A 14,528-nucleotide genomic window follows, 5' to 3' on the forward strand; every position below is an offset into this window, starting at 1 on the left:
GGTTGGCTTTGAGGGTTGAAATGACTAAGCGAACCCTGTTGATTCTGCTCTCTAGCGGCCTCCTGTTGAGCGCTAATGCCTGGGCCGAACAAAATCAACTCGCGGCACCCAGCAATCAAGTCATTTTTGCCGGACAAACATTGACTCTGGAAAACCACGATCAGCAATGTGCGTTACGCAAACAGGACCAAAGCATCTTGAAACTAGACATGCCGTGGCCGTGTTTTCTGAGCGTCGACCGCAAGGGGCAGCCACGGGTCGAAACCTTCAATAATGCCCAAATCATTATCGTGGAGCATTCCACGCCCGAGCCCCCTCCGAGCCGTGATTGCGACGCTCAGTATCAGGCCATCCGCCAAATCAAAGACCAGCCCATGGAAGTGTCGAAGGTCGCCCATAGTGCTGGCTGTATGACCGGCGTCATGGACCAGAAAAGTTTCGTGGCGCATTTCTCGTGGTAACCGAAATCGCCACCCGCGATCGCCTGCAACCGTCCCTGCTGGACCGGTTGACCGACGACGACCCGAGCAATCCCAAGGAAAGCGCCGACAAGCGCGTGCTCTCCCTGACCCAACTGAAAGCTTCGGTGCTGCGTGACCTGGCGTGGCTGCTCAACACTACTTCGTTGCTCAGCGCCGATGCGACGTTGCACACCCCGGCCGGCACGTCGGTGGTTAACTTCGGGCTGCCGGCGCTGGCCGGCAACTGTGTGTCGAACGTCGATATCGCGGCGCTTGAAGCGCTGATCCACCAGGCCATCGCTACGTTCGAACCGCGAATTCTACGGAACACTTTGCGTGTGCGGGCCCGGGCATCCGCCGAGATGAACCACAACGCCCTGAGTTTCGAGATCGAAGGCGATCTCTGGGCTCAGCCAGTGCCGCTGCGCCTGATGCTGCAGACCGACCTGGACCTGGAATCCGGCCATGTGCGAGTGATCAACGCCGAACAGCGGAGACGCTCATGAACCCGCGCCTGCTGGAACTGTACAACCAGGAATTGCACCACGTGCGCGAAAGCGCGGCGGAGTTCGCCCAGGAATACCCGAAAATCGCCAGTCGGCTGACGTTGTCCGGCATGGACTGCGCCGACCCGTACGTCGAGCGCTTGCTGGAAGGGTTTGCTTATCTGACGGCGCGGGTACAGCTCAAGCTCGATGCCGAATACCCGACCTTCACTCATAACCTGCTCGAAATCGCGTACCCCCATTACCTGGCACCGACACCATCGATGACCGTGGTGCAATTGCAGGCCGACCCCGATGAAGGCTCGCTGAGCAGCGGCTTCCCGCTGCCTCGGGACACGGTCCTGCGCGCCGCCCTGGGCCGCGAAACCCAAACCTGCTGCGAGTACCGCACCGCCCACGCGGTGACGTTGTGGCCGCTGCAGGTCAGCCAGGCCGAATACTTCGGCAACCCGTCCGCCATGCTCGGGCGCTTGGCCGCCAGTGAACCCAAGGCCAAGGCCGGCCTGCGCCTGACCCTGCGCACCGGCGCCGAACTACCGTTCAACAGTCTGGCCCTGGACAACCTGCCGCTGTACCTCAATGGAGCAGACGAGCAGCCCTTCCGCCTCTACGAACAGCTGCTGGGCAACGCCTGCGCCGTGTTCGCCCGTCAGCCCGGTGCCGACTGGGTGGAACGCTTGCCACAGGACGCTCTGCGCTCTCAGGGGTTCGACGATACCGACGCCGCGCTGCCAGTGGTCCCGCGGGCCTTCCAGGGCTATCGCCTGTTGCAGGAATACTTCGCCCTGCCCCACCGCTTTCTGTTTGTCGACTTCACCCAACTGAGCCGGGCGGTCAAACGCTGCGACGGCCAGGAACTGGAATTGATCGTGCTGTTTGACCGCCACGATCCGAGCCTGGAAGGCAGCGTCGGCGCCGCGCAGTTTCTGCCGTTCTGCACCCCGGCCATCAACTTGTTTCCCAAGCGCCTGGATCGCATTCACTTGTCGGAACGGGTCAATGAACACCATGTGATCGCCGACCGCACCCGGCCGATGGATTTCGAGATTCATTCCCTGACCACCCTCACCGGCCACGGCAGCGGCTCCGAGCAGCCTTTTTTGCCGTTTTATGCGGTACGCGATCCGTCTCGCTACGGCCGCGATCAGGCCTGGTACACGGTGCGGCGCGAACCCCGCGTGCTGTCCAGCGGACAGCGGCGCAACGGCCCGCGCTCGACGTATATCGGCAGCGAAACCTTCGTCAGCCTGGTGGACAGCCAGCAGGCGCCTTATCGCCACGACCTGCGCCAACTGGGCGTAACAGCGTTGTGCACCAACCGCGACCTGCCGCTGTTCATGAGTGTGGGCAACAGCAAGACCGACTTCACCCTGGCCGACAGCGCACCTGTGGCGGCGGTGCGCTGCGTGGCAGGCCCGAGCCGTCCACGCGCCAGCCATGCCCACGACGCCAAGGCATGGCGGTTGATCAGCCAGCTGTCGCTGAATTACTTGTCCCTCAGCGAACAAGGCCAGGGCGCCGCCGCCCTGCGCGAACTGCTGCGCCTGTACGGCGACAGCAACGATGCAGCGTTGCAATTGCAGATTGAAGGCCTGCGCGAAGTCAGCAGCAAGGCCTGCACCCGACGCCTGCCGATGTCCGGCCCGATCGTGTTTGGTCGTGGCCTGGAGATCACCCTGGAATTCGATGAAAACGCGTTTCGCGGCACTGGAGTCTTCTTGCTCGGTGCAGTGTTCGAGCGCTTCCTGGCACGCTACGTGTCGATCAACAGTTTTACCGAGACGGTGATCCGTACCACCGAACGCGGCGAGATCATGCGATGGAAAGCCAAGCCCGGACGCCGTCCGACCCTGTGAGTACCCTGGACGCGATGCACCAGGAACCCTGGGAATACGACTTCTTCCAGGCGTTGCGGCGCATCGAGTGCGAATCGCCTGAACTGCCGCGCCTGGGCCATTCGTTGCGTCTGGCCGATGATCCGCTGCGTCTTGGGCAACAGGCCGATTGCACCTTCGCCCCGGCGACCCTGGCGTCGGTACAGCCGGGCGTCGACGGTGCGCCGGCGCGCCTGGAGCAGTTCTTTTTCGGCCTCGGCGGCCCCAACGGTCCGTTGCCGCTGCACCTCACCGAATATGTGCGCGAACGTCAGCGCAACAACGCCGACAGCACCAGTAAGCGCTTCCTGGATGTGTTCCATCACCGCCTGCTGAGCCTGTTTTATCGGGCCTGGGCCGAAGCGCGGCCGACGGTCAGCCATGATCGCCCGGACGACGACTACTGGTCGGCACGCCTGGCAGCACTGAGCGGCCGCGGCATGCCGAGCCTGCTCAAACAAGGGCTGATCCCCGACACGGCGAAGTTGCATTACAGCGGTCATCTGTCGGCACAAACCCGCTACCCGGATGGTTTGAAGGCCATTCTCAGCGAGTACTTCGGCCTGCCGGTGGAGATCGAAGAGTACGTCGGCCAATGGCTGGAACTGCCGGAACGCAGCCGCGTGGGCGCCAGCGCCCATCGATTGGGCGTGGATTTTTGCCTGGGCCGTTACGTCTGGGATCGCCAGCACAAATTCCGCATTCGCCTGGGGCCACTCAAGCTGGATGACTACATGAGCATGCTGCCCGGTAGCCAACCCTTCAATGAGCTGGTGGCCTGGGTGGCCGAATACCTGGGCCATGAACTGGACTGGGACCTGAACCTGATTCTGAAACAGCCCGAAGTACCGGCGCTGCAACTCAATCGCCAGTTCCGCCTGGGTTTCAATACCTGGCTGGGCAAGCCCGAAAAAGATGCCAAGGACTTAATACTGGCCCGGCATTACGCCGAGCAGGCCAACACCTCACAAACCTCAAGGAGCCAAGAGCATGGGTGAAATCAGTCGCGCCGCGTTGTTCGGTAAACTCAACAGCGTGGCCTACAAAGCCATCGAAGCCGCCACCGTGTTCTGCAAGCTGCGCGGTAACCCTTATGTGGAACTGGCCCACTGGTTTCATCAGTTGCTGCAATTGCAGGACTCGGACCTGCACCGCCTCATCCGTCAGTTCAATATCGAGCCGGCGCGCCTGGCCCGGGATCTGACCGACGCCCTGGACCGTTTGCCACGGGGCTCGACTTCAATCACTGACTTGTCCTCCCATGTGGAAGAAGCCGTGGAGCGTGGCTGGGTCTACGGCAGCCTGATGTTCGGCGAAAGCCAGGTGCGTACCGGTTACCTGGTGCTGGGCATCCTCAAGACGCCGAGCCTGCGCCATGGGCTACTGGGGCTGTCGGCAGAGTTCGACAAGATCAAGGCCGAGGCCCTGAGCGAGCGTTTTGACGAATACGTCGGTGACTCGCCGGAAAATGCGCTCAGCGCCAGTGATGGTTTCAACGCCGGCAGCGTGCCTGGTGAAGCCAGCGGCGCCATGGCCCCCAGCGCCATGGGCAAGCAGGAAGCGCTCAAGCGTTTTACCGTCGACCTCACTGAGCAGGCTCGCAGCGGCAAGCTTGACCCGATTGTCGGGCGTGACGAAGAGATCCGCCAACTGGTGGACATCCTCATGCGCCGTCGGCAGAACAACCCGATTCTGACCGGTGAAGCCGGCGTCGGTAAAACCGCCGTGGTCGAAGGTTTTGCCCTGCGCATCGTCGCCGGTGACGTGCCGCCGGCGCTCAAGGATGTGGAATTGCGCAGCCTCGACGTCGGCCTGTTGCAGGCCGGCGCGAGCATGAAAGGTGAATTCGAACAGCGCCTGCGCCAGGTCATCGAAGACGTCCAGGCCTCGCCAAAACCGATCATCCTGTTTATCGACGAAGCCCACACGCTGGTCGGTGCCGGTGGCGCTGCCGGCACCGGGGACGCGGCCAACCTGCTCAAACCCGCCTTGGCCCGGGGCACCCTGCGCACCGTGGCCGCCACGACCTGGGCCGAGTACAAGAAGCATATCGAGAAAGACCCGGCCCTGACTCGCCGCTTCCAGGTGGTGCAAGTCGCCGAGCCGTCCGAAGACAAAGCGCTGTTGATGATGCGCGGCGTGGCCTCGACCATGGAAAAACACCATCAGGTGCAGATCCTTGACGAAGCCCTGGAAGCCTCGGTCAAGTTGTCCCATCGCTACATCCCGGCGCGTCAGTTGCCGGACAAATCCGTGAGCCTGCTGGACACCGCTTGCGCCCGGGTCGCCATCAGCCTGCACGCCGTGCCGGCCGAAGTGGACGACAGCCGTCGCCGCATCGAGGCGCTGGAAACCGAACTGCAAATCATCGCCCGCGAGCACGCCATCGGCATCGTCGTCGGCGCCCGCCAGAGCAACAGCGAAAACCTTCTGGCCGCCGAGCGCGAACGCCTGGCCGAACTGGAAAGCCGCTGGGCCGAAGAGAAAACCCTGGTGGACGAACTGCTCGCCACCCGCACCACCCTGCGCGAAAGCGTCGGCGTGGTAGACCGCGACGTTGGCAGTGAAGACAGCCACGTCCTGCGCGAAAAACTGGTGGACCTGCAACAGCGTCTCAGTGCCCTGCAAGGGGAAACCCCGCTGATTCTGCCGACGGTCGATTACCAGGCCGTGGCCTCGGTGGTCGCCGACTGGACCGGCATTCCGGTGGGCCGCATGGCCCGTAACGAACTGGAAACCGTGCTCAACCTCGACCAGCACCTGAAGAAACGCATCATCGGCCAGGACCACGCCTTGCAGATGATCGCCAAGCGCATCCAGACCTCCCGGGCCGGCCTCGACAACCCGAGCAAGCCGATTGGCGTATTCATGCTCGCCGGCACTTCCGGCGTGGGCAAGACCGAAACCGCCCTGGCCCTGGCCGAAGCCATGTATGGCGGCGAGCAGAACGTCATTACCATCAACATGAGTGAGTTCCAGGAAGCCCACACCGTGTCCACCCTCAAGGGCGCGCCACCAGGCTATATCGGCTATGGCGAAGGCGGCGTGCTGACCGAAGCCGTGCGGCGCAAACCCTACAGCGTGGTGCTGCTGGACGAGGTGGAAAAGGCCCACCCGGACGTGCATGAGATCTTTTTCCAGGTCTTCGACAAAGGCGTGATGGAGGACGGTGAAGGACGGGTGATCGACTTCAAGAACACCTTGATCCTGCTGACCACCAACGCTGGCACCGAGCTGATTGCCCAGGTCTGCAAAGACCCGCAAAACGTGCCCGAGCCCGAAGAGATCGCCAAGGCCCTGCGCCAGCCGCTGCTGGAGATTTTCCCGCCGGCATTGCTGGGCCGCTTGGTGACCATTCCGTACTACCCGCTCAGCGACGAGATGCTCAAGGCCATTACCCGCCTGCAACTCAACCGCATCAAAAAGCGCGTGGAGAACACCCACAAAGTGGCCTTCGATTACGACGACGCGGTGATCGACCTGATCGTCTCCCGCTGCACCGAAACCGAAAGTGGCGGGCGAATGATCGACACCATCCTGACCAACAGTCTGTTGCCGGACATGAGCCGCGAGTTCCTCACCCGCATGCTCGAAGGCAAAGCGCTGGCAGGGGTGCGGATCAGCGCCCGGGATAACGAATTGCACTACGACTTCAGCGACGCGGCCTGACCGGTCTGGAACACGGTCAATGTGGGAGCGGGCTTGCTCGCGAAGGCGGACTGACATTCAACATTGATGCTGGATGTCATGGCCCCTTCGCGAGCAAGCCCGCTCCCACACTAAGTCCGGTTCCGGCAGTAAGAAAGCAACGAAACGTTTACGGGATAACTGATGCTATTCAAGCAACTCTCACGTCTGGCAAAAATCACCAGCCCCCTGGGGCCGGATGTGCTGTTGCTCAAGGACATGGGCGGCGGCGAAGAGCTGGGGCGGCTGTTCAACTATGAGCTGCAATTGCACTCGCTGGACAACGCCATCGACCTCAACCAGTTGCTGGGCAAACCCATGTGCCTGAGCCTGCAACTGGACGGCGGTGGCGAGCGCTATTTCCATGGCATAGTTGCCCGTTGCAGCCAGAACGTCGACCAGGGCCAGTTCGCCAGCTACCAGGCCACGCTGCGGCCTTGGCTTTGGCTGCTGACCCGCACCTCCGATTGCCGGATTTTCCAGAACCTGACCATCCCGCAGATCATCAAGCAGGTGTTTCGCGACCTGGGTTTTTCCGACTTCGAAGATGCCCTGAGCCGGCCCTATCGCGAGTGGGAATACTGCGTGCAGTATCGCGAAACCAGCTTTGATTTCGTCAGCCGCCTGATGGAGCAGGAAGGGATCTACTACTTCTTCCGCCATGAACAGGGTCGTCATGTGCTGGTGTTGGCCGATGCCTATGGCGCCCACACCAGCGTGCCCGGCTACGCTTCGGTGCCCTACTACCCCAAGAATGAACAGCAGCGCGAACGCGATCACATTCACGACTGGCACCTGGCCCAGGAAGTCCAGCCAGGCTCGCTGGAACTCAACGACTATGACTTCCAGCGCCCCAGCGCGCGAATTGACGTGCGCTCGGCCATGCCTCGTCCGCACACCGCCGGCGACTATCCGCTGTACGACTATCCCGGCACCTATGTGCAAAGTGCAGACGGCGAACATTACGCCCGCACCCGCATCGAAGCCTTGCAGACCTTGCACGAACAGGTCGAGTTCGCCGGCAACGCCCGGGGCCTGGGGTCGGGACATTTGTTCAGCCTCACGGGCTTCAGCCGCCAGGACCAGAACCGCGAATACCTGATCGTCGGCGCCCGTTACTACGTCGCCCAGGAAAGCGGGGAAACCGGCGGCGCTGGCGCTTCGGCTCAGTTCGAAAGCAGCCTGACCTGCATCGACGCGCAACAAAGCTACCGCCCCCTGCCCAACACCCACCGGCCTATCGTCAAAGGCCCGCAGACCGCACTGGTGGTTGGCCCCAAGGGCGAGGAAATCTGGACCGACCAGTTCGGCCGGGTGAAGGTGCATTTCTATTGGGACCGTCACGACCAGTCCAACGAAAACAGTTCGTGCTGGATTCGCGTGTCGCAATCCTGGGCCGGTAAAAACTGGGGTTCAATGCAGATCCCACGAATCGGCCAGGAAGTGATCGTCAGCTTCCTCGAAGGCGACCCGGACCGGCCGATCATCACCGGCCGCGTCTACAACGCCGAACAGACCGTGCCCTACGACTTGCCGGAAAACGCCACCCAAAGCGGCATGAAAAGCCGTTCGAGCAAGGGCGGCACACCGGCGAACTTCAACGAAATCCGCATGGAAGACAAGAAAGGCGCCGAGCAGCTGTACATCCATGCCGAGCGCAATCAGGACATCGTGGTCGAGGTGGATGAAAGCCACTCGGTGGGCCACGACCGCAACAAGAGCATCGGGCATAACGAGACGGTGACCATTGGCAACAACCGCCTGCGTATCGTCAAACAGGAAGACATTCTTTCGGTGGGCCAGCGCAAGACCGACAGCATCAGCCAGAGCTACGTCATTGAAGTGGGCGAGAACCTGCGGCTGGTCTGTGGTGAAAGCATCCTGGAACTCAATGCCAGCGGCCAGATCAACCTGACCGGCGTGCAAATCAGCTTCTATGCCAGCGGTGATGCCGAGTTCAACACCGGCGGCGTGCTGCACCTGAACAACGGCGGCGGCGCTGGCGCCACGCCTGACGGCCAAGGCGTCAAGGCCAGCATCGACGCCAACATCAACGCCGCGTTTCCCAAGCCCAAGGGCTAATCACGAGATCTGTGTTCCATGACTTACCGAATCAATGAATTCCAGTTCCAACTGCCGGCAGGCGAACTGCAAGACGCGTCGATCAACATCCTCAAGTTTCCTGAACTGGGCACTTCGCTGATTGTCAGCCGCAGCTTGCTGGCCGAGGGCGAAACCCTGCAAAGCAACTTCGACGACCAGCTCAAGCGCCTGGAAAAACAAGTGCAAGACTTGCGTTTTCAACCGGGCGTTGCCGTGCGTCTGGGGGCCAGCCAGGAAGTCGAAGGCATCGAGTTGCGCAGCCAGTTCAACAAGGGCAACGACAAAGTCTTCCAATACCAGTTGGCACTGGTGTTGCCCGGCACCCGCAAGATGCTCGCCCTGAGCTACGTGAAGGCCGAGAAACTTGGCGATGCCGAAGCCGCGCATTGGGCGACCATCAAGAGTTCGCTGTTGTTCGACGTTCCGGCCTGATGAGCACCTTGCATGTCTGATGCACTCTGGGCCGCCCGACTGGGCGACGCGCTCGATCACACCTCGATGATGGCCGACATCCTCGGCGGCGTGCTCGAGGTCGCGGCCAACATCGCGATCACTGCGCTGGCCACCGCTGCCGTGGTGGCGGCCACCGGCATCACCGTCGTCACTGGCGGGTTGGGGTGCTTCGTACTCGGCCTGGTGGTGGGCACGATCGTCGGCCTTGCCATGAGCAAGACCGGGGCCGACAAAGGCTTGAGTAACCTGTGCGAGAGCTTCAGCAACGCGCTGTTTCCACCCACGGTGCAGGCGAACATTCTCACCGGCTCCACCAACACCCTCACCAACAACATTCCCGCCGCCCGCGCCGCCGGAGCGATCCCATCCCATGTCGCGCCGGCCGGCACCGAGCTGGAAATGCCCGAGCCGGAAGCCGAAGCCAGCTACCTGGACATGGCCGAAAGCTTCTTCTCCCAGATGTGGCGCCCCACCGTTGCCACCCCGGCGCCAGGCGCGGTGCCCAAGCCGCTGGACCTGCTCGTCTGCATGAAGCATCCGCCAATGCCGCCGCAGTTTATGGCCGAGGGCTCGGACAAGGTCACCATCAACGGCCAGCCCGCCGTGCGCAGCGGCGACCGCAGCACCTGCGATGCCAAGGTGGTGTCGTCCGGGCTGATCTCCTCCAACGTGACCATTGGCGGCGGTTCGGTGGTGGTACGTGAGATCCGCAGCGGCAAGACCCCGGGCGTAGGGCTGGCAGTCACTGCGTTGCTGATGCTCAAGGGTGGCAAGGGTAAGTTCTTCAGCAAATTGCCGTGCATGCTGATCGGTGGCGCGACGTCGATGGCCGTCAGCAGCGCGATGGGCGCCCTGGCCAACGCCGCCATGGGCTCGTCGAACCCGGTGCATGCGGCGACCGGGGCCAAGGTGCTGGGGGGCGATGAAGAGCTGGATTTCGTGTTGCCCGGCATCTTGCCGATGGATTGGCAACGCTTCTACAACAGCCGTGACGAGCGACGCGACGGGATGTTTGGCGCGGGTTGGAGTGTGTCCTACGAGGTGCGGGTGGAAATCCTGCCTCACCCCGAGGGTGGCGAAACGCTGGTCTACATCGATGAACAGGGCCGGCGCATCGACATGGGTTCGATCCCTTTGGGCGGCGCGGTGTTCAGTGCGGGCGAAGGGCTGAGTGTTCGACGCCACGTTAATGGGCAGTTGTTGATTGAAAGCGATGACGGTGTGTACCGCTTGTTCAATCCGACGCCGGGCAATACAGCGCTGCTACGCCTTGATCAATTGGGCGACCGCAATGACAACCGCATCCATCTCGACTATGACGAAACCGGACGCTTGGTGCGACTGCGCGACACCTTCGATCTGGTGCAGGTCGAGCTGATTCGCGAACGCGAACGCGTGGCTCGGGTTGAACGCCTGTACCCCGACCAACACCGCGAAGTACTCGCCAGCTATGGCTACGACGCAGCGGGCGATCTGGCCGAAGTGCGCGACGCCACCGACCAGGTACAACGGCGCTTCAGCTACGACGCCGGACGGCGAATGGTCGAGCACCAGTTGCCCACCGGGCTGCGCTGCTTCTATGAATGGGCGCTGATTGAAGACCTGGAATGGCGCGTGGTCCGGCACTGGACCGACGAGGGCGACGCTTACCGGTTCGACTATGACCTCGGCACCGGTGTCACGCGCATCACCGATAGCTTGCAACGCGTCAGTACGCGGCGCTGGAACAGCCAGCACCAGATCACCGAATACACCGACAACCTCGGCCAGACCTGGCAGTTCGAATGGAACGACGAGCGCCAGTTGCTCAACGCCACCGACCCACAGGGCGGTCGCTATGAATACAGCTACGACGAGGCCGGCAACCTGATCGGCGAAACCGACCCTCTGGGACGCAGCGAGTCGACCCTATGGCTTGAACTCTGGGCTTTGCCGCTGGTGGACACCGACGCCGCCGGCAACAGCTGGCAGTATCGCTACGATCAGCGCGGCAACTGCATCGCCGAAACCGATCCGCTGGGCCACATCACCCGCTACCGCTACGACACCCACGGCCAGGTCGTCGAGATCATCGACGCCACTGGCAAAAGCAAGAAACTGCACTGGAACCCGTTCGGCCAACTGGTCGAACACATTGATTGCTCGGGTTACCCGACGCGGTTCAGCCACGACCACCGAGGCTATCTGCAGACCATCACCGACGCCCTCGGCGAACGCACCCAGTTCAGCTACGACGCCCAGGGACGATTGCTCAGCAGCCAATTGCCGGACGGGCGCACCGAGCAGTATCAGCGCGACGTCAGCGGCCAGTTGACCGGTTATACCGATCCGGCCGGGCACACCACGCTCTATCAACACAACCGCCGCGGCCAGGTGCGCCAGCGCACCGACGCCCACGGCCGACAGGTGCAATTCGGGTACGACAGCTACGGGCGGCTGCAAACTCTGATCAATGAGAACGGCGAAAGTTATCGGTTTGCCTGGGATGCCGGCGATCGGCTGACCGAACAACAGGATCTGGATGGCAGCGCCAAGCGCTACACCTATGACCTGCTGGATAACGTCTCGGCGGTGACGGCTGTTCCGGCGCCTTTCGGCAACGGTTTGGCCATCGTCCCCGAGACGCCTCTGGCCCCCATCGTTCATCGACTGGAACGCGACGCCGTCGGCCGGCTGATCGCCAAAATCACCGACGATGGCCGCACCGACTACACCTACGACCCATTGGACCAGCTCACTGCCGTCACCTTCACCGACCACCACAGCAACGCACAAACCCTGAGCTTCGCCTACGACGCCCTCGGCCAGTTGCTCGCAGAACAAAGCGCAGCCGGCAGCCTGCACCACCACTACGACGAACTCGGCAACCTGATCCAGACCCAACTGCCCGACGGCCGCTGGCTCAATCGCCTCTACTACGGCAGCGGCCACCTGCATCAGATCAACCTCGACGGCCAGGTCATCAGCGACTTCGAACGCGACCGCCTGCACCGCGAAGTGCTGCGCACCCAAGGCCAGATCAGCACCCGCAGCGAATACGACCGCAGCGGCCGTTTACGCTCACGCCAACGCCGACACACCAGCCAACCCTCGCTGATGCCGGCCGCCGTGCAGAAACATTTCGAGTACGACCCCGCCGACAACCTGATCGGTAAACTCGACCAACAACCCGCTGCGCAACACCGCCAACTGCTGCACTACGACGCCACCGGCCGCATCATCGCCAGCCAGGACAGCCTGCACGGCCAGCGCGAAACCTTCGCCTACGACGCCGCCGCCAACCTGCTGGACGGCCCGCAACCCGGCACCGGGTTGGTGGTGCACAACAAACTGCTGACCTATCAGGACAAGCGTTATCGATATGACGCGTTTGGCCGGATGATCGAAAAACGCAGCGCTAAATGGGGCCTGCAACGCTTTGCCTACGACGCCGAAAGCCGGTTGATTGAAGTGCGCAATGACAACGGCAGCGTGCTCAGAATGACCTACGACCCGCTGGGCCGACGCATCGAAAAAACCGAGCACGACAGCAACGGTTATCCACTGGGAGAAACCCGCTTCACCTGGGACGGCCTGCGCTTATTGCAGGAACATCGCCATCAACAGACCAGCCTCTACCTCTACGAAGACGAAGGTTACGAACCCCTCGCCCGGGTTGACGGGACAGGCCCGCTGCAAAAAATCCGCTATTACCACAACGACCTCAACGGCCTGCCGGAACAACTCACCGAAGCGGACGGCCACAACGTCTGGCAGGCGACTTATCGGGTGTGGGGCAACACGTTAGAAGAGGTGCGTGAGCCGTATTACATTGAAGAGCAGAACCTGCGGTTTCAGGGTCAGTACCTGGACCGGGAGACGGGGCTGCATTTCAATACGTTCAGGTTTTATGATCCGGATGTGGGGCGGTTTACGACGCCGGATCCGATTGGGTTGGCCGGGGGAATCAATCTATATCAATATGTACTCAATCCATTTGGGTGGATAGACCCGCTTGGACTCAAGTCTTGTGGCAGCGGACCGAAATGGACAAAGAAAGGTTGGAAACATGTTTACGAGCGTCACTTTAGAACTCCGGGCTCACGCTGGTCGCATAAGAGCAAGTTTACTGTCGGCAACGAGCAAAAATTGAAACGCATGGTGAACAAAACAATTAAACGAGGCACAGAGACTTATCAGAAAGATAAGCAGGGCAATACAAAATACGAATATGATTTCGGAAAACCCGTTGGATCTCGCACCAACAAGCAAACCGGCATCGTTGAGCATCAAAATAAAATGACTGTTATCCTCAATAAACACGGCGAAGTGGTAACAGCCTTCCCGTCCTAAAAACTAGGTACCCCTATGCCACTCGATTTTATGGCTTCAGAAAGTCAAAAAAGCATCAATGAAAAAACCTCCGTATTTTCTCTGAGTGAAAACGCACACGATATTCTGCTGAGCATCGCAAAACCCAAAAAAGACTTCCCGAAAATACATAAATTTTCCGATTACTACTCCGACACCAGCATACTTTTTGGCGAAATAAAACCTCTGATAATTGAAATTGAAAACGCAATGAAAACCGGAAAACCAAATTCAGGCGAGTTGAACAACTTAATCAAGTTCCTAAATAAAACCTACGATGAAAATTTGAACTTATACATTTATTGCGATTAAATCAGCCTTTTTCTATACGAGGACGAATACTACGAACCCCTGGCCCGCGTCGACGGCACCGGCCCGCTGCAAAAAATCCGCTACTACCACAACGACCTCAACGGCCTCCCCGAACTACTCTCGGAAACCGACGGCCACACCGTCTGGCAGGCCACTTATCGGGTCTGGGGCAATACCGTTAAAGAGGTCCGCGAACCGTACTACATCGAAGAGCAGAACCTGAGGTTTCAGGGCCAATACCTGGATCGGGAGATTGGGCTGCACTACAACACGTTCCGGTTTTATGATCCGGATGTGGGGCGGTTTACTACGCCGGATCCGATTGGGTTGGCGGGAGGACTGAATTTTTACAGTTATGCCCCAAACCCCCTGACCTGGATAGATCCGCTTGGGCTATACAATGGTGAAGGATCTCGCGACCTAGGGAAATATCATGTATTCCATGAGCACTCACTGAACGCGTCCGAATACAAAATGACTGACGCAGAGCACTTTAGCCGCGCAAATGAATCTGTTTACAAACGAATGCAAACAGATCCGGACTTTAAACGTCAAATGCAAACTAAATACCCTGGCACTGTAGAGCATGTGCAACCACGACCGAATGGGACGTTCAGAGGAACCTCCCCAGCCAATATGACTTGGCATCATGGAAACAAACCAGGCTCATTACAGCTAGCCGACTTCAATGATCATAAAACGTATCATAAAATCTACCACCCTGATGGTAAAGGCGGTCGAAATAAATGGGGCGGCGGTACGAAATGTCGAAAATAAGGAGT

9 protein-coding genes and 2 pseudogenes are annotated in these 14,528 nt (G+C 60.4%); all 11 read left to right on the forward strand.

All coding sequences use genetic code 11. The features are described 5' to 3' along the window. Nucleotides 1-20 precede the first annotated feature (20 nt). Nucleotides 21-461, forward strand: a complete 441-nt coding sequence (locus tag IB250_RS18030) for a hypothetical protein (protein ID WP_192345099.1) — start codon at nucleotides 21-23, stop codon at nucleotides 459-461. Then, the gene (gene tssE / locus IB250_RS18035; protein ID WP_192345100.1) at nucleotides 455-967 is read left to right on the forward strand and encodes a type VI secretion system baseplate subunit TssE; all 513 of its coding nucleotides are present in this window, start codon (nucleotides 455-457) and stop codon (nucleotides 965-967) included. The genes IB250_RS18030 and tssE overlap by 7 nt, the downstream gene beginning before the upstream one ends. After that, a complete protein-coding gene (gene tssF / locus IB250_RS18040; protein ID WP_192345101.1) occupies nucleotides 964-2,823 on the forward strand; it encodes a type VI secretion system baseplate subunit TssF in 1,860 nt (619 codons plus the stop codon). The genes tssE and tssF overlap by 4 nt, the downstream gene beginning before the upstream one ends. Continuing rightward, nucleotides 2,787-3,839 (forward strand): type VI secretion system baseplate subunit TssG, encoded by a 1,053-nt coding sequence (tssG, locus tag IB250_RS18045; protein WP_192345102.1) that lies wholly within the window; start codon nucleotides 2,787-2,789, stop codon nucleotides 3,837-3,839. Before tssF ends, tssG begins: the two co-directional genes overlap by 37 nt. After that, nucleotides 3,832-6,510 (forward strand): type VI secretion system ATPase TssH, encoded by a 2,679-nt coding sequence (tssH, locus tag IB250_RS18050; protein ID WP_192345103.1) that lies wholly within the window; start codon nucleotides 3,832-3,834, stop codon nucleotides 6,508-6,510. Before tssG ends, tssH begins: the two co-directional genes overlap by 8 nt. 162 nt (nucleotides 6,511-6,672) lie before the next feature. Next, nucleotides 6,673-8,610 (forward strand): type VI secretion system tip protein TssI/VgrG, encoded by a 1,938-nt coding sequence (gene tssI / locus IB250_RS18055; protein WP_123500813.1) that lies wholly within the window; start codon nucleotides 6,673-6,675, stop codon nucleotides 8,608-8,610. An 18-nt stretch (nucleotides 8,611-8,628) separates the two neighbouring features. After that, nucleotides 8,629-9,063, forward strand: coding sequence for a DcrB-related protein (locus IB250_RS18060; RefSeq protein WP_008007718.1), 435 nt, complete (start codon nucleotides 8,629-8,631; stop codon nucleotides 9,061-9,063). 12 nt (nucleotides 9,064-9,075) lie between these two features. Next, the gene (locus IB250_RS18065; RefSeq protein ID WP_225603609.1) at nucleotides 9,076-13,416 is read left to right on the forward strand and encodes an RHS repeat-associated core domain-containing protein; all 4,341 of its coding nucleotides are present in this window, start codon (nucleotides 9,076-9,078) and stop codon (nucleotides 13,414-13,416) included. 15 nt (nucleotides 13,417-13,431) lie between these two features. After that, nucleotides 13,432-13,746: a hypothetical protein gene (locus tag IB250_RS18070; RefSeq protein WP_192345104.1), complete on the forward strand. Its 315-nt coding sequence runs from the start codon at nucleotides 13,432-13,434 to the stop codon at nucleotides 13,744-13,746. Nucleotides 13,747-13,749: 3 nt separating this feature from the next. Further along, nucleotides 13,750-14,139 (forward strand): annotated as a pseudogene (locus tag IB250_RS28720) (RHS repeat-associated core domain-containing protein); the annotation flags it as partial. Between the two features lie 234 nt (nucleotides 14,140-14,373). Further along, nucleotides 14,374-14,523, forward strand: a pseudogene (locus IB250_RS29070) (HNH endonuclease); the annotation flags it as partial. Between the last annotated feature and the right edge of the window lie 5 nt (nucleotides 14,524-14,528).

The sequence above is a fragment of the Pseudomonas sp. PDM09 genome (assembly GCF_014852305.1).
GTDB lineage: Bacteria > Pseudomonadota > Gammaproteobacteria > Pseudomonadales > Pseudomonadaceae > Aquipseudomonas.